We start from the raw sequence: 15700 nt of genomic DNA, 5'->3' as shown, positions 1-15700 counted from the left end.
CCGCTTTCATATCTAGCTATATTGTACTGCTGCGATTTAGCGATATCTCTGATTTGCGATCGGTCATCGGCATGCCGTGGATACAGTCCAGTATGATTGGTTCGGGGCGAAACGACAGATCTCCATGCACTACGCCGTCGGTTTTCGGGCTCTTCGGCAGACCTGCGCCTCGTCCGCCCCGAACCGGGGAAGGAGCCTGACGCGTGCCGTCCGACAAAGCCGCCGCGGCGTTCGATAAGCGACGCGTGCTGACCCAGCACGAGCTATTTCGGGACGCGCCGCAAACCGTCACCGAGCGCCTCGCCGTGCGCGCGCAGCCCCTCACGTTTCGCTGCGGGCAGCGCATCTTTTGCCGGGGCGATGAGAGTCATGGACTGCTCGCCGTCGTGAGCGGTCACGTTCGAATTTCGACACCGTGCCCGGAGGGCCGGTCCGAGCTAATCATGAATCTGATCGGCCCGAACGAGGTTTTCGGCGAGATTGCTCTACTCGACGACGGGCCGCGGACGGCCGACGCGGTCGCGGCGACGCGCTGCTACCTTCTGTTGTTGGAGCGACGCGATCTCCTTCCCCTCGTCAACGACTTCCCGATGCTGGCCATCCGGCTCCTTGCGATCTTGAGCGGACGGCTGCGGAGGACCAGCCAGCAATTGTCGGATCATGCCTTCGTCTGCGCCGAGCAGCGCTTGGCGAAAACGCTGCTCACGCTGGCCGGCGACCCCGACCGTAACGGCGGTCGCGTGCTGACCACGCAACGCGAACTTGGCCACATGGTCGGTCTTTCCCGAGAGGGGATCAACCGGTATCTTTCAGCGTGGCAACGCAAAGGATATGTCATGTTGGCGCCGGGTGCCTGCACGGTCTTTGATCGTAAAGCCTTGCAAAAAATTGCATCCGGTTTTCTAGAAATCTTTTAATATCGAACTGGCGGCTTAATATCAGTTTGGATGTCCGAATTTTATCCGTCCGGCCCAAATAAACATGGTTTTTTATATTTTAGTTTTTTAATATTTACTGCGATATCACAACTTCTGTGATTTTTCTCTGTGAGGCATCGCACACCCGCGACTTAGAGGATCCGCTAGCGTGTGCTTTACACGTGCTGTGGAGTCCCGCGATGGTGCGCTATCTATTGGAACTGTTGGAGATGCGGCAGCGGATCCTGAGCAGTCGCCGCGTGTTAGTTCATTTCACGGACCGCGAACTCGAGGATGTTGGCTTGATGCGGGGCGACGTAGCGTGTCCAGCTAGCGATGAACCGTGGTGCAGCCGCCCGGACAAGCGCCGATCCAGTCACAGTGCCGGGACGCAGCCCACCGATTGAGAATAACTAATAATAAGTTAGCGGCCGCGATGCGTTCGCCATCCGCTTACTGATGTGGTTTGATTAAATATGATTCAACTATGGTCTCAATTATCAGCACTTGACGCCTGACTTTATATATTGTATCCGTTTACGCTGCGTTTCATATAATATTGACAATATAAACGACATCGTTATTGAAATTATCTGAATATAATGATTTAGGTCTTGGGCGTGTGCGGTTTAAAGACTTGACGCCTAACGGCGAACACGTTCCGGCAATGATGGACCGCGACATGCAGTGATCGGTGCTGGCCCGATCAGGGCAGCCAACCGGCGCGATCGGCGCTCGCGAAACAGCGGCTTCCGTTGGGGACGCCCGCCACGGCGCGGGATCCGGCTCACATGTCGTAGTCGCGTCGGTTGATCGACGTACGCCGGGGTAAAAAATCTTTCTGAAACGCACGCCACGATGGCGGATGCATCCGCCCGGTGCGGGATCGACGGCATCCTGCGCCGATCAGCCCTTGGATACCTGATGCGCACGCGCCGGGCTGGCGTCTGCGGGCGCTTCCCGCCTGCCCCAAAGGCCCGGGCCGAAGGCGCTCGACAATGGCGTGGAAGAGAGAGTCCGGAGTGCGGATCGACAGATCTGCAGAACGAAGCGCAACCCGAAGCTACGGAGCGGCCCGCCGCTCGGCGCCCCCTCACCGGCTGGCGACCGAGCAAGGTCGAGATCGTTCTCGGGAGGAGGAGGCACCGAATGCACCGAGCATTCAAAAAATACGTTGTTCGAATCACGACCACCGATATAGGTTCCAGCGTGCTGCCGCGAACGTGACCATTGTTATGCACAACTCGAAATACAGCGATACAATCTAAGCGATGAAATCGGCGTGCGTTGAATTTGGATCGGCGCAGATGGCATCGTCGGAACGTGACGTATTTTATCGGTTTTTGTCGCATTCGGATTGATGACTCTTTATGCGGCCATCAGTTAAATGGAACGCCAACGCATGCCCGTGATCTCGGATCTAGCCTGGCTGTCGCGAGGGCAAGACATTGTCGCCTCTCCCTGCGATTAGCGTCACTCCGGTCGGCAAGGAGAAGATCCAGCGCCGGCTGGCCGCGATCCTCACGGCAGACATCGTTGGCTACAGCACCCTGATGGGGAGCGCTGAAGAGGACACCCACCGCCGCGTATGCACGGAGATCCGCAGGCTTTGCCGCGATATCGCGCGATCGGGTGGCCAAGTCTTCGGCATCGCGGGCGACGGAGTGATTGCGGAGTTTTCCAGCGCCGTTGAGGCCGTGACCTGCGCGTTGCGCTTTCAAACCAACTGCCAGCGCCGAACGGCCGCGGTTTCGGCCGAGCGGCGACTCCTGTTTAGGGTCGGTATCCATGCCGGTGAAATCATGGTCAAGGGAGACCAGATCGGGGGAACTGCAGTAAACATTGCAGCACGTCTGGAGCCACTTGCGGATCCCGGCGGAATTTTGATCTCGGCGACCGTCTACGATCAGGTCAGCCAACGCTTACCGTCGGCCTTCGCGTGCGTCGGCGTGCGTCGGCTGAAAAACATCCGCGAGCCCGTCATGCTGTATGCCGCTCGCGCCAAGACCGTCCCGACAGGAGCGGATGTGCAGACGCCGCCACCGCGATGGAACCGGTCGTCCGGCGACGATCGTCGCGATTACAGGCCCGTGCTGGCTGTGCTTCCGTTTCGGGCGCTCCACAGGAGCAGATTGGACACGTACTTTGCGGAAGGCATGATCGACGACATCATCCGCGCGCTGAGCGGACTCAAGGATCTCCTGGTCATCTCGCGGAGCTCCACCGCGGGGTTCAAGCTCGTCCCGGTCGATCTGCGCCGCGCTTTTCATGAACTCGATGCGGACTATGTTTTGCACGGCAGCCTGCGACACCACGGGGATGCCTTGCGCCTCACGGTGGAACTGGCAAACCACGGCGGCGTGATCTGGGCAGATCGTTTTGACGGGACGCTCGGCAGTGTCTTCGAAATGCAGGACGCGATCGCGTTGCGGGTCGCGTCGATCGTCGCGCCACACTTGCGATCCCACGAACTTGCGCGCGCACACCGCAAGCGACCCGACAGCCTCACGGCCTATGACCTGACGCTCCAGGCACTCAGTCTCATTCACAGACTGGAGCGAACGTCTTTCATCGAGGCCAGGAGATTGCTCGAACAGGCGTCAGTCTGCGATGCAGCCTACGCGCCGGCCTATTCCCACCTGGCATCGCTCGGCATGCGCTGGATCGGCCAGGGCTGGTCCGAGGACGAGGATGCCGACCGCCTGGCCGCCTCCCATGCGGCGCAGATGGCGATCGAGCGCGATCCAAGCGATGCGGTCGGCCTGGCAATTTACGGACATCTACGGTCCTACCTATTGCGGGACTATGATAGTGCAAATGAGTATTTGAAGCGTGCCCTGGCAGCCGGTCCCAGTTGCGCTTGGGCCTGGGCCTATAGTGGCCTCACTCTCGGCTACATCGGCGAAACTTCCCGCGCCATCGAACACGGAGAACATGCCGTTCGATTATCGCCATTGGGCATCGATGCTTTTTGGTTAGAACACTATTTATCACAGGCTTACTATTTGGCCGGCCGCCATGAAGAGTCGATCGCCTGGGCTCACGCATCTGCAGCCAAGGGCGCAAACAACGCCTCCAATCTTAGGTGCCTGATCGCAGGCCTCGTCGCAGCAGGCCGTCGCGCGGAAGCCGGCATGGTCGCCCGTCAGCTCCTCGAGTTGATTCCTGAATACCGAGTTGCGCTCTTTCGCAGCCGAACTCCATTGCGTGGCCAGGTCCGCGAGCTGTTTGCAAATCAACTGATCGAGGCTGGAATTCCTGATTGAGCGTGTAGCAAAGGAGATGAAGATGCCCGCAAGCTTTGACGGCAATCAAGGGAACGACGGCAACAGCGGCAGCGCCGGGGGCCACGGCAACGCCTCGGGCAATGCCGCGGGCTGGTTCTTCCCCGACCGGGTCGCTCTGCCGTTCGTCTTCGCGCCTGCGGCCCCGCCGCCGGGGGGAGCCGTGGTGCCTGCCGGCGAGACCATCGGGGCGCTCGCCGTTATTGCGCAACCGAAGTTCCCCGATCGCAATTGGTCGGCGGACTGGTACGCGTGGCAGTGCCTAGCGGAGTTCTCCGCCACGAACTGGCGTGCCATGACCCCCGCATGGCCGTCCGGTATACCGCAGCTTCCGCCGGCCACCGCACAACCTCCGGCGTTTCCCGCCGTTACGCCCGTGGACTGGCTCGGCGGCAACAGCGCATTGAACGTGACCGGGGAGATACACGATCTCGTCATCGCGGCCGAGGAGGAACGGGCCGACGCGTTAGGCGAAATTCTGTCCCAGTCGGACGAATTCATCAGCTTTTTTTTGAACGCACTGTCATCCCGACCCGGATCGTATCCGAATACGAACAAGGTTCTGACGATCGCAAGCTTAATTGGCACGTTCGTGGCGATGTATTTCAAGGGCCGCTATGCGCGGCCGCGCCCCTCGCACCTGTGCCCTGCACTGATGCCTCCGGTTCAGGTCCCGGGCCACGCGTCTTTCCCGAGCGGCCACGCGACCCAGGCGCATCTCATGGCGCTGTGCATGCGCGACGTGCTCGCGGGCTCGCAGATGTACGACACCGCCGCGGTGGTTCTTTGGACCTTGGCGAACAGAATAGCGAGAAACAGGGAGATCGCCGGCCTTCACTATAAAAGCGACACGGATGGGGGCGTCGCGCTCGCGATCAGCACCTTACCGCTGCTGCAACAGTCTGCGATCGCGCCAGGCGCCAGCAAGTATCAGATCGCAGTCGATGCTGCGCGGGAGGAGTGGGCATGAAAGATCCATCGTCCGCTTCTGGCGGCGTCGATGAGCGTGTGCTCGATGATCTGTGGCGGCGATTCACGGGCTTCGACGCGCCCGCCCAGCCGATCACGCCGGCTGATATCGGTGCCACTCAGCTTCGTCGATTCGGCCTGCCCCCACGACCTGGGCCTGCGGCGCCTGGTATTTTGCACCGCGTGTGGGAGCGCGGGTTCGGAAAAACCTTGGCCCTCAGAACATTCGCTTTCGACCCGGTGGTCCGTCGGAGGATCGAGACGACCCCGTATCGGATCAGCGCACAGCGCGCCAACCGCGTGAGTGCGACGGCGAGCCCGTTCGACACCAGCCGGAACTGGGCGGGCGCCTATCTAACGGCCAACGGCGGCCGACAGTTCGCCCAGATCTGGGGGGCCTGGAAAACGCCTGAAACGCTGCGCTTCCCGGCCCCGCCGAACGCGGGGACGCCCGGCCTGCCCTATGCGTGCTCCCACTGGATCGGGCTCGACGGGCAGCGCCGGTATCTTGACGCGTCGCTGCCACAGGTCGGCACCGTCTCCCTGTTGCACGCGGATGGAACGGTGACGGTCGAAGCGTGGACGCAATGGTGGACGCGAGACGCCGTGCACAACGCACCGACGTATCTCCCACTTCCCCTCGCCCCAGGCGACGAAGTGCTCTGCGTGCTGACGGCGATCGATGCGCGGCGCGTGGTTGCCGTCGTCGTCAATCTCTCGACTTCGCCGCCAATCGGCATCGCCGTCCAATACGGCCCTCAGACCGTCGACATCGGCGGCCAGACGATAAGTCCCAAAATCACAGGCGCCACCGCGGAATGGATCGTCGAGCGACCGAGTATCGTCGGAAATTCAGACATATACAACTTTCCAAACTACGACAGCGCCGAGTTTGACCTGTGCGTCGCTGTTGGAAGCCCAGCCGCCGATTTCCCGACCCTGTCATCTGCGGTTCCGCAGGTCCTGCACGGGACTCGCTACATCAGGATGCTCGAACGCGAGCCCGACCCGGCCCGCATCGCGGTCCTGTCGCTTGCCAAGCGACGCAGCCCGACCGCGCTAACCGTGACGTACGGAGGTATGCGCTGACGCGCAGCCCTCCTGATCGATCAACTGCGATGGGCTGATCGGCGCCACGGGCGTGTCGGGGGTCGTCCCCGAGTCGGGCCACCCGCGCGACCAGCCCGTGGCGGCGCCCCTAAGGTGAGCCCGCATGAATCGCCCCGCGCTCGACAGGGACCGGCGCCCAACAGCAAGGTCTGGATAGAACAGGTGCCATGCGTGGATCATCCGCGGCCAGATCTGCAGATCCACGGCGAAGTCGGCGGCGCCGGCAACGCGGGCCAACCGCAGGGCGTCTTTGAGAAGCGTCTCGGCAGAACCGACTAGTATAAGAATCGACGGCAAGCCGGCCACATCGGCGTTGAATTGATCCTGTGTGCCTTGAGGCAGCATTAGCTCGCAGCACAGGGGCGGTCAGATAAGTGGACCGGCACACTCCCTGGATCATCGCCCCGGGAAGCGATGTTCAAACGGCACGGACTTCGACACATGACCGGCCCCCGAGATACGGGGCTTACCGTGCCCAGCGCCCGAGACGCCGTTTCCACCGCTCGCCAGGTGCGAGGTTCGGCTCTGGCTTAATGTTGAGGGAGCGAAGCGCTGGTGAGGGAGCCGCCGCAGCGTAATCTTCCACTGGCAGCGGCACAGCGGCTACCGAGAGCGGGTAAGCAGGTGCAGCGTCAGCCAGATCTTCGAATGACGCGCACGAGGCGGGGGCGGTCTTGCGAGGCCGGCCGCGCGGACGCTTCATGCGGATCTCATCAGCGACCGGCATCAGCTCGACCTCGATCTCGACCGCCTCGGATACGATGAGGCTAGGCAGGACGCGACGCTGCTCTGGGACCGATGCTGGCGGTTCGGAAGAGACGATCGTACTGAACCACGGCGAGGTGACTGCTGGCGGGGCCGAGCGCCGAGGGATGACGGTCCCATGTCGACGATCAGTAGACTTGATCTCGACGGTGAACGAGCGCCGTGAATCTCTGCGCATATGGGTCCGAAACTGTCATGCCGATCCAAGTCGGCTGTAGCGGCCAGGCTGACCATACGACGCTTAACGAAGCGATACGGTCGCATATGGAGGCGGCGGCGGATGAGATAGCTCGTTGAGTGCAGCTTGGATTGGAGCGTGGGCAGCATTCGCTCGCCGCCCACATCCTGGATCTGCCTACAGTCTGGATCGATAGGCTGTCGGCGCCGAACACTCTTACTCGGCCGCGACGGCCGATGAAGCCTTCTTGCGGCCCTTGGTGGGCTTCGCTGCCGGCTCCGCAGCCTTCTTCGATCGGCCAGCCTTCTTCGGCGTCTCGGTGATGGTCTCGTCGATCTGGGCAGTCTTTGCCGCCGCCTTCCGCCGCTGCTGACCCAGCCCGAGACTCTTGGCGAGCGCCGAGCGCTGCGCTGAATAGCTCGCGGCCGTCGATGGATAATCCCTCGGCAGACCGAAGCGCTCGCGGTATTGCTCGATCGTCATGCCGTTGCCGCTGAGGTGCCGCTTCAGCGTCTTGTATGGCTTGCCGTCAAGGAAGCTTACCAGCGCGTCGTCTCTTACGGACTTGCGGATCTGTGCAGGCGTAGGCTTCTCGACTGCGGACGTCTCCGGGGCGCCACCCTGGCCGAGCCCGGACAGAGCGGAGTAGACCCCGGAAAGCAGGGCCGGCAGTTCGGCGACCGGAACGCTGTTGTTCGACACGTATGCCGCCACGATATCGGCGCTCAGTTCGATATGGTTATTCTGCGGGGTGGGTGTGTTCTCGGACATTTCGTGATCCTTTCATGCTTAGCAACACGAACAATCCGAACCGCCCCGAAAGTCAAGAGATTGGAGCGCAGCGCCTTATCGAAAACCAGCCTTATTCAGGCATTTTCTCAATTGGCCTCCGGAAGATCCATTTTCCATTCCATTGGCTCGTTCGCTCTGCTGCGTCGGATGCTGAGCTTCTTTTAACCTTGGCGATTTGCAGTGCGCGGCAGGCGCCACAGCTAGCGGCAGCGTCAGATCATTCATCGGCGACGCTGCTCCAACTTCACGCCGGTCGGGTTCTCCGCGGACATCAGGATCAACATCCGGCTGACCTTCAACGGCTCGCGCAAAAACTTCGCCTGATCTGCGCTTTTCTTGAGAAAGCCTGTTGACGGCGAAATCATTCGCAAGTATTACATAGTCATCGGCAGCGAGGATCTCAGCAAATGACCAAGACCTTCGAGATCATCGACACCAAGCTCAACAAGATCTTCCTCACCAAGATCAGCCAGCACGAGACTCACAAACGGGTGGATCTGCTGAACTCCTGCGGGATCGTCCGGTACAAGGCCCGGGCGATCTGATCGGAGGGCCTTCGGGCCCTTCTCCGGGGGAGGGTAGCCAAGTTGATGTTAGTTGGGCAGCGACGAACGCGCACGGCATTCAGATGTGACTGGGTCTGAGACCGTCGCTCGAGCCACGCCATCTCAGCTCGATTAGCAAACCACCCATCTCCGATCGATTGAAGCGCATCCTCACGCCCGCGGCTTCGGAGATATCTCGGGCAATGGCGATACCGAAGCCCGTACCCGGGCGGCTTTCGTCCCAGCGTTGGCCGCGACCGATGCCGGAGATCGCGGCTTCGCTCATGCCAGGGCCGTCGTCCTCGATGGTGAGCTGCAGGCCCCCACCATCTACTGCCCCAGCCACTCGGACGCGGCGGTGCGCCCATTTGCGAGCGTTGTCGAGCAGGTTGCCCAGCACCTCCATCAGCTCGCCCTCTTCGCCCGGATAGGCGAGCCCGTCCGGCACGGCGATGTCCCAGGCAAGCGAATCGCCCTCCGGCAGCCGGCGCATGGTCGCAATCAGGCGCTCGGCCACCGGGGCGACCCGGCAAGTCCGGCGCCGCAGGTCGCCGGCTGCAGCGATCCGCGCTCGGGCGAGCGCGCGCTCGACCTGGCCCGCCATCGCCCGGGCCTGCTCGGCGATCTCCTCCGACAAGCCGGCATTGGTCGGCCCGTTCCGGCGCGCCAAGGCGTCCAGCACGGCAAGCGGCGTCTTGAGGCCGTGGGCCATGTCGGCGGCCGCGGCCCGGGCTCGGATCAGGGCACGCTCCTGAGCGTCGAGCAGCTGGTTGAGGTCGGCTACCAGCGGCAGAACCTCGTCGGGAAAATGATCCGGCAACCGCGTCCGGGTCCCGGCATGGACCGCGCCGAGATCCTGCTGCAGCACGCGGAACGGCGCCAGCGCCCGGTGCACGAACAGCCACAGGGCGAGGGTGAGCACCCCAAACAGGGCCGCCAGCCCAGGGACCAGCAGGCGCAGGAATGTGGCCCGGCTCGCCGCTAGGTCGCGACGGTCCTCCGCCACGACCACCCGCAAGCCGGTCTCGGCACCGCGCGGGCCAATCTCCAGGGGGCGGACGATGGCGATCAGCCGGCCGCCATCTGGCCCGGTGGCCTCCACGGTCGCTGGGGCGTCGCCGGTAGTGTGTCCCAGGTCCAGGCGCTTGTCCCAGAGCGAGCGCGAGCGCAGGACCTGGCTCCCAGCCTCAACCTGCCAGTACAGTCCGCCATAAGGCGTGGCGAAGCGCGGGTCCGGCGGCTCCCGGGAGACGATCGGGCTCCCATCCGCGGCGAGGTTGACCCGGCCGGCGATGAGCTTGGCGGTCCGGTCGAGCTCGTCGGCGGTGCGAACGTCGAGCACCCGGTCGAGGATCACCGTTAGGCCGACGCCGGCGAGCAGCAGGGCAAGCCCGATGAGCGCCGCCGCCGCCAGCCCCAGCCGCAGTTGCAGGGAGTCGCGCCTCACGGTGCATCCGGGATGCGGTAGCCCTGGCCGCGACGGGTCTCGATTACCCCGGACCCGAGCTTGCGACGCAGGCGGGTCAGAAGCGCTTCAAGGGCGTTGGTCTCGCGCTCGGTGCCGACGCCGTGAAGGTGGTCCAGGAGTTCGCCTGCCGGCACGACCTGCCCCTGCCGGTGCAGCAGGAAGGCCAGGAGCCGGTATTCGAGGGCGGTCAGTTCGGTCGGTCGGCCCGCGACGCTCACCGCTCGGGTGCGGGTGTCGAGTTCTACGTCTCCGGCCCGGAGCACCGGCGAGGCGTGGCCGGCCGTGCGCCGGAGGATCGCTCGTAGGCGTGCGTTCAGCTCCTCCATGCGGAACGGCTTGACCAGATAGTCGTCGGCGCCGGCATCGATGCCCTCGACCCGTTCGCGCCAGCCATCCCGGGCCGTGAGGATCAGCACGGGCAGCGCCACCTCGGCCGCCCGCAGCCGCCGCAGCACGCCGAGCCCGTCGAGGCGCGGCAGGCCGAGATCGAGCACCATCGCATCGTAGGGCTCGGTCTCGGCGCGGAACCACGCCGCCTCGCCGTCCGCGACCACGTCGACGACGTAGCCGGCATGCTCGAGCCCGTGCTTCACGTCCGCGGCGATGCGCGGTTCGTCCTCGACCACTAGGACGCGCACGGCCTGCTCCCGCGCTCAATCATCGTCGTTTTCGTCCAGGATCTTGAGCGAGCCAGCATCGACCTTTACGGAGCGGCGCTTTCCGTCGGTGCCGAGAATGCGCAGCTTGTACAGCCACTGCCCATCGTCGCGCTTGAGATCGACCGCCACCACGTCTCCCGGCACCGCCTCGCGGGCGGCGCGCAGGATCTCGTCGAGCGGGCGGATCTCGCCCTTCTCCAGGGCGCGACGGGCGCGATCGGCATCCTCGGAGGCGTGCGCCGGCCAAGCCACGCAAGCGAACAGCATGAGCGCGGCGCGTCGGGACGGGAGCTGCATCATACGGGCTCGGGCTCGGCCATGACGGGGAGAGGTGGGGTCCGGTCGCCCGAAATCATCCCGTGCCGCACAGGCATAGCTCCGGTTGCCTGACGGCAGGCTGACAAGGGCCGTCAGGGTTGCGAGGCGGCTCTCAAGCAGAAGGGGACCAGACCTCTTCCGGAGACGACCCATGTCCCTGATCCTCGGTGCCCTCCTCGCCTGCGCCGCCGGCCTCGCCGGTACCATCCTGTGCCCCGATGAGACCGGCCGCCGCTCGCGGCTGCCTTTGCTGGCGGCGTTACTCGCAGGCGGGCTCGCATGGCATGCCCCCGCCCAAGCAGGCGAGACTCTACGCGGCCCAGCCAGGGTGCTCGACGGCGAGACCGTTGTGGTCGGCGTCAGCCGCATCAGCCTCTACGGCATCGTAGCGCCGGATGCTGACCAAACCTGCTCAGACACGCAGGATCGGCCCTATGCATGCGGTCGAACGGCGGCCCGAGCGCTCAAAGACCATATCGGCGGCGCTATCATCGCCTGTGAACCACGCAGCGGTACGGCCGGGGGTGCGGTCGAAGCGATTTGCCGGGTCGGTGACGAGGATCTTGGCGCCTGGATGGTCGGGCGTGGCTACGCCGTGCCAGATCGGACCCATGGGCTGGACTACACGAAGGCCGCCGAGCGGGCGTGGGGGCAGCATCTGGGTCTGTGGTCCGGGGTGTTCCAGGACCCAGCTGAGAGGCGGATCCGACCGGCCGATGTTGTCCCTGCTACATAGCCCGCGTCGCCTGACGTGGTGCACTGCGGGTGGTCCTGTTGCGCCGCAGCACTACAATTGCCCGGCGCCCGTCTCAACAGCTGGCGCCATCAGAGCCTCGGGCACCGCGGTGACACCTTTGTCCGAGGCTGAAAGCCCGCCCGATTCAGCATCGTGGCGGGCTTTCCTATACCGGTATTTGGGGTATGGTCCGCGCGATTTCCGACTCCCCCGAGTTCGAGGTCACAACCTTCGCCCGCCCGGTTCGCCGGCGCGGGCTTTTTCATGGCCTATGCTCTCCCATAGGCGTTGACGGCAGTGAGCGGCTCGACCTCGGCAACGGCACCATGCGGATGCCGGATGGGTCGATCCGGTCGATCGTCCCGGAAGCCCTGCCGGCGGCGTCGGCAGTGTCGGCGCTCGGGGCGCATCGGGCAGCACGTCGATGCGTTCGGCAACCATGTCGACCGGCTGGGCGACATGGTTTTCCACGGCCAGATCAGCCTCGCGGTCACCGGCGGCGGGCGACGGCGCTTAGGGTGCGGGGCCGCAGCGGCATGACGGACGATCTTGGGATCTCTGAGCCCGGGACCAAGGACGACATGGCCGACTGGCTCTGACCGTGGGTAGCCTCGGGCCGCGCAGACCGGATGGCGGGTGATCGAGGGTGGGAGGAGCATGCCCGGGCCTGCACACCCAAAGCGCCTTGTCGCCCTTCCAGACCCGACGTAGCGTCTGACTGGCGAAGCCTTCGGGTCTGGGCGCCAATGGAGCGATCGGCGATGGCAGCCCACTCGGCGTTGATCGGGAAGGCCGGCGAGATGATGGTGGCGGCCGAACTGATGCGCCGTGGCGTCGAGGTCGCCCAGCCCCATTCCGATGTAGGCGTCGACCTGCTGGCCTATCGCCTGGAGCCGGCCTCGACCGTGCCGAGTCGCATCGTTCCGGTCCAGGTCAAATCAGCCTCGAACGTTGCCTTCAACTTCCACAAGAGCTGGCTCAGGAAGTCGACCAACCTTGTGCTCGTGTGGCGGCTCGAAGCCACGCCCAAGTTCTACGTCTTCGACTCGTTGGCGAGGATTGAGGAGGCGCTCGGCGCCACGTTCAGCGCGTCCAAGTCCTGGGCCGAGAACGGGGCTACGCGGTAACGAACCCCGGCGCTGCGGTCTTGGAGCGGATGACCCTATATCGTAATCGGTGGGATCGCATAATCGGGCAGTTGTGAGCGCGGCTGGAAGTCCGATCACCCGCGTGCCGCCCGCCAGCCGGCCGCCTTCGCCTCGTCCTCGCTGCAGAACATCCTCTCACCGGAGCCGGCGTTGATCACGGTGCGCTCGTAGTCCCGGGTCCCGGGCAGGTGATAGATCTTATCGCCCTTCCGCGAGATGTTGCCCTTGATCGCGCAGGTGACCGGCGCTGGCGCCGGCGCGGCTGCCGGGGGCTTCTCCATCTCCGGCCTGGTCTCGACGCCACCCGCACGCTTGGCGCGCCGCCAGTCCGACGGTGGGTCGAAGGTGCCAGCCCAGAGCCCGCGCTTCGCAGCTCTCGCAGTCGTCTCGGCCAGGACGTAATCGCGGGAATACCGCTGGTAGGCTGTGGCGAGGCCCTGCTGGACCATCCAGGCGTTCAGATCCTCCGTGCCCTTCCTGCACACCGCAACGGTGCGCCCGTAGCGGTCCGTGTCGCGCGGCTCGCAGGAGATGGGAGCCTCGCCGATCCGGTCGGCCAGCGCCAGCGCCGCCCGCTGGCCGCAGCGATAGTCCTTGCCCGCCGCGTCCTGGCAGAGTTGAGCGCTCTCCGGCGCGTCAATGCCGAACAAGCGAATACGGGTTCCGTGGATCACCACGGTGTCGCCGTCCGTGACGGAGGCGCGACCGGTGATGGGCTCGGCAGCCAGAGCGGGGCCGCTCAGCAGCAGGAGAGCGAGGAGGGTGTGGCGCATCCCGAAGCGATAGCCGATCCGCGGCTTCCGGCAACCGGTTCGAGAGCGCGATGCCGAGCCAAGGACGGACGATCGAATGGCGGTGCGGATACTATGCTTCCGCAACGGGTTGCTCGTTATCGGCTGAATCGGAGAACCGTTTTGAAGCAGCTCCTTCTTGGCGCATGCGCCCTAGCCTTGTCATCTTTCGTACTCTCACAGACGACAGCGCCGGCTGATGCGCGCTCACGTCACATGAAGTCGGCCAAGCGGACGGGCATCCCCATCACGAACAACACCGGCGGGCGTGGCTCGTCGAGCTCGGCCGCTGGTGGCAATGCAGGTCAGCCTTCTCGCGGGTCACGTTCGACGGGTGGCAGCGGCGGTGGTGCCGGCAACGGTGGCGGCGGTTAAACGGCACAGGCTGCGCAGTTTAGCCACCGCAGGCTTTCATCGTGGTGGCCCGCCACATGGTACGTGAACGCCAGCGTCGAACTCCGCGGTGACACCTTTGTCCGAGGCTGAGAGCCCGCCCGATCTGTCATCGCAGCGGGCTCTCCTGCGCCTGCAATGCTGATACGGTCGACTCGTTGCCTGGCGTAACGCACCGGGGGACTCCTTGACCTTCGCCCGCCCGGTTCGCCGGCGCGGGCTTTTTCGTGCCGTGCCGTTCGATCAGTGCCGGGCCTTTGGGCGATCGCCGACGAAGTACCTTGTGCCCACGGCCTCGATCATCGTGAGGAAAGCGGCGTGCGCTTCTGCTTCGGTCGCAAACGTGGTCTCCCACCGAACGCAGCCGGAGAGATGGACCACCTCCATGCGCCACCGGCCTGTCTCCCCTTCGAACCGGTAGATCTCGACCTCGACCGTCTCGCCGTCGCGGGCGAACGCGCCCAACAGCGAGGAATGCTCGAATTCGCGATCGTCATCGTCCATGCGGCCCGATCCTGTTCCCTGACCCGCCGCTAACGCAGGGTATCGTCGTGGGACAACAACATATTGGCTGGCGACAAGAGCTGGTAACCACCCGGCGCCATCCTGTCTCACGAGCCGCGTTGCGTATCGGCTCACTTAGGTGAGGCAATCGAGACCCATGCCGCCACATAGCAAGCCGCTAGCTCCCACCGCTAGAGGCGAAAAAGCTGGCCGGCTTGCAGCGAGCGAGATGATCAAGACGCTGAGCCCGGAGACAGGCAGCGTCGAGGGCGTCGTGCGCCGGCTTGAGCAGGTCGGGGTCATCGTGGCCCAGGGGCATCAGGAAGCCGGCATGCTAACTTCCGAAGTCCGGGCGTGGCACATCGGCTTCGAAGCGGGGATGCGCCTCGAACTCGGAGAGCACATGCGCCGCTTTTGATCGGCCGAGTTCCGCCCCGCCCCATGAGCAGATCGGGGCAGGGCCGAGCGTAAAGGCCCATGGCCCGGTGACGTGGAAAGGAGCGGGGTTCAGCTGAGGACCTGAATCACTCAGCAGTCGGCGGCGGAGACGCAGGGCCGTAGCGTTCCGCCAATTCAGCTCGCCCAGCGTCGGTGATTTGATACTCGATGCTGCCTAGGGCCATGTCGGTTCGTCCGGTCGCGTCGATCAGCTGGAGCACCTCCAGCCGCCGCAGGTAGGCGGTCACTTTGTAGAAGCGCGGCCCGTCTGCGGACAGTAGGCGGAGCTGGTACAAGCTCATGGGCGGAAGCTTGTGCATCGGCCCCTGAATGCCTGCGAATTGCCAGCCGACGGCACGGCTGGCGAACAAGCTGAACTGCCCCCTTGGAGCGTCGTTCCCAGACCGCACTCGGTTAGGGTCGAGAGAGCGGACCTATCCGCGGGACTCGGCTCAATTCAGGTTGCCGGCAATGGCGCTGAACTTGGCGCCAAGCCGCGAACCCACGAGCCTGAGCGAGCCGATGATGACGACGGCGATCAGGGCGGCGATCATGCCGTACTCGATAGCGGTGGCGCCGGTCTCGTCGCGGGCGAACCGCTGCAGCAGCCGAGGCATCACGGGGATCCTGCGCCGGTCAGGGCTCACAACCCCGTGATACCGATGGCGCGTTTACGGCTTGTGAA

Annotated in this window: 17 protein-coding genes and 1 pseudogene; 9 read left to right on the top strand and 9 right to left on the bottom strand. The window is 64.2% G+C overall.

Annotated elements, in window-relative coordinates; genetic code table 11:
* The first annotated feature begins 203 nt into the window (after positions 1-203).
* The 4 genes from AC0IY0_RS23620 to AC0IY0_RS23605 all read left to right on the top strand — a co-directional run bounded on the left by AC0IY0_RS23620 (position 204) and on the right by AC0IY0_RS23605 (position 6259).
* Positions 204-917, top strand: coding sequence for a Crp/Fnr family transcriptional regulator (locus AC0IY0_RS23620; RefSeq protein WP_471765751.1), 714 nt, complete (start codon positions 204-206; stop codon positions 915-917).
* 1448 nt (positions 918-2365) lie between these two features.
* Positions 2366-4183 carry an adenylate/guanylate cyclase domain-containing protein gene (locus AC0IY0_RS23615; protein WP_471765750.1) on the top strand — a complete coding sequence of 606 codons (1818 nt, stop codon included), beginning with the start codon at positions 2366-2368 and terminating at the stop codon, positions 4181-4183.
* 22 nt (positions 4184-4205) lie between these two features.
* Entirely contained in the window at positions 4206-5171 is a 966-nt protein-coding gene (locus AC0IY0_RS23610) for a phosphatase PAP2 family protein (RefSeq protein ID WP_471765749.1), read from the top strand.
* Positions 5168-6259: a G1 family glutamic endopeptidase gene (locus tag AC0IY0_RS23605; RefSeq protein WP_471765748.1), complete on the top strand. Its 1092-nt coding sequence runs from the start codon at positions 5168-5170 to the stop codon at positions 6257-6259. Before AC0IY0_RS23610 ends, AC0IY0_RS23605 begins: the two co-directional genes overlap by 4 nt.
* A gap of 105 nt (positions 6260-6364) precedes the next feature.
* Here the strand turns inward: AC0IY0_RS23605 and AC0IY0_RS23600 are convergent.
* Together AC0IY0_RS23600 and AC0IY0_RS23595 are read right to left on the bottom strand one after the other, a co-directional pair.
* Positions 6365-6595 (bottom strand): annotated as a pseudogene (locus AC0IY0_RS23600) (alpha/beta hydrolase); the annotation flags it as partial.
* A gap of 844 nt (positions 6596-7439) precedes the next feature.
* Positions 7440-7994, bottom strand: a complete 555-nt coding sequence (locus AC0IY0_RS23595; protein WP_471765747.1) for a Ros/MucR family transcriptional regulator — start codon at positions 7992-7994, stop codon at positions 7440-7442.
* A 14-nt stretch (positions 7995-8008) separates the two neighbouring features.
* Between AC0IY0_RS23595 and AC0IY0_RS23590 the strand changes: the two genes are divergently transcribed.
* Positions 8009-8368 carry a hypothetical protein gene (locus AC0IY0_RS23590; RefSeq protein WP_471765746.1) on the top strand — a complete coding sequence of 120 codons (360 nt, stop codon included), beginning with the start codon at positions 8009-8011 and terminating at the stop codon, positions 8366-8368.
* A gap of 54 nt (positions 8369-8422) precedes the next feature.
* Complete coding sequence (locus AC0IY0_RS23585; RefSeq protein ID WP_471765745.1) at positions 8423-8560, top strand: hypothetical protein; 138 nt, start codon at positions 8423-8425, stop codon at positions 8558-8560.
* A 79-nt stretch (positions 8561-8639) separates the two neighbouring features.
* Here AC0IY0_RS23585 and AC0IY0_RS23580 read toward each other — a convergent pair whose 3' ends face one another.
* Genes AC0IY0_RS23580 through AC0IY0_RS23570 form a run of 3 tightly spaced genes read right to left on the bottom strand, consistent with a single transcriptional unit; the run spans position 8640 to position 10987 of the window.
* Positions 8640-10007 (bottom strand): ATP-binding protein, encoded by a 1368-nt coding sequence (locus AC0IY0_RS23580; RefSeq protein WP_471765743.1) that lies wholly within the window; start codon positions 10005-10007, stop codon positions 8640-8642.
* On the bottom strand, positions 10004-10666 hold the full coding sequence (locus tag AC0IY0_RS23575) for a response regulator transcription factor (protein WP_471765742.1): 663 nt from the start codon (positions 10664-10666) through the stop codon (positions 10004-10006). Before AC0IY0_RS23575 ends, AC0IY0_RS23580 begins: the two co-directional genes overlap by 4 nt.
* A 15-nt stretch (positions 10667-10681) precedes the next feature.
* A complete protein-coding gene (locus AC0IY0_RS23570) occupies positions 10682-10987 on the bottom strand; it encodes a PepSY domain-containing protein (RefSeq protein ID WP_471765740.1) in 306 nt (101 codons plus the stop codon).
* Between the two features lie 169 nt (positions 10988-11156).
* Here AC0IY0_RS23570 and AC0IY0_RS23565 point away from each other — a divergent pair, with 169 nt between their 5' ends.
* Together AC0IY0_RS23565 and AC0IY0_RS23560 are read left to right on the top strand one after the other, a co-directional pair.
* On the top strand, positions 11157-11741 hold the full coding sequence (locus AC0IY0_RS23565) for a thermonuclease family protein (RefSeq protein WP_461230346.1): 585 nt from the start codon (positions 11157-11159) through the stop codon (positions 11739-11741).
* Positions 11742-12502: 761 nt separating this feature from the next.
* Positions 12503-12868, top strand: coding sequence for a hypothetical protein (locus tag AC0IY0_RS23560; protein ID WP_471765738.1), 366 nt, complete (start codon positions 12503-12505; stop codon positions 12866-12868).
* A 95-nt stretch (positions 12869-12963) separates the two neighbouring features.
* Here the strand turns inward: AC0IY0_RS23560 and AC0IY0_RS23555 are convergent, their stop codons facing one another.
* Entirely contained in the window at positions 12964-13662 is a 699-nt protein-coding gene (locus AC0IY0_RS23555) for a thermonuclease family protein (RefSeq protein WP_471765737.1), read from the bottom strand.
* A 654-nt stretch (positions 13663-14316) separates the two neighbouring features.
* Positions 14317-14577: a hypothetical protein gene (locus tag AC0IY0_RS23550; protein ID WP_147939083.1), complete on the bottom strand. Its 261-nt coding sequence runs from the start codon at positions 14575-14577 to the stop codon at positions 14317-14319.
* Positions 14578-14806: 229 nt separating this feature from the next.
* On the opposite strand from AC0IY0_RS23550, the gene AC0IY0_RS23545 reads away from it, so the two are divergent.
* Complete coding sequence (locus tag AC0IY0_RS23545; RefSeq protein ID WP_147907891.1) at positions 14807-14995, top strand: hypothetical protein; 189 nt, start codon at positions 14807-14809, stop codon at positions 14993-14995.
* A 106-nt stretch (positions 14996-15101) separates the two neighbouring features.
* Here AC0IY0_RS23545 and AC0IY0_RS23540 read toward each other — a convergent pair whose 3' ends face one another.
* Positions 15102-15386: a hypothetical protein gene (locus AC0IY0_RS23540; RefSeq protein ID WP_246692680.1), complete on the bottom strand. Its 285-nt coding sequence runs from the start codon at positions 15384-15386 to the stop codon at positions 15102-15104.
* 81 nt (positions 15387-15467) lie between these two features.
* On the bottom strand, positions 15468-15632 hold the full coding sequence (locus tag AC0IY0_RS23535) for a Flp family type IVb pilin (protein ID WP_147907892.1): 165 nt from the start codon (positions 15630-15632) through the stop codon (positions 15468-15470).
* Positions 15633-15700 lie beyond the last annotated feature (68 nt).

The sequence above is a fragment of the Methylobacterium sp. AC315 genome (genome assembly GCF_979253755.1).
This window is presented reverse-complemented; position numbering and strand designations above follow the sequence as displayed.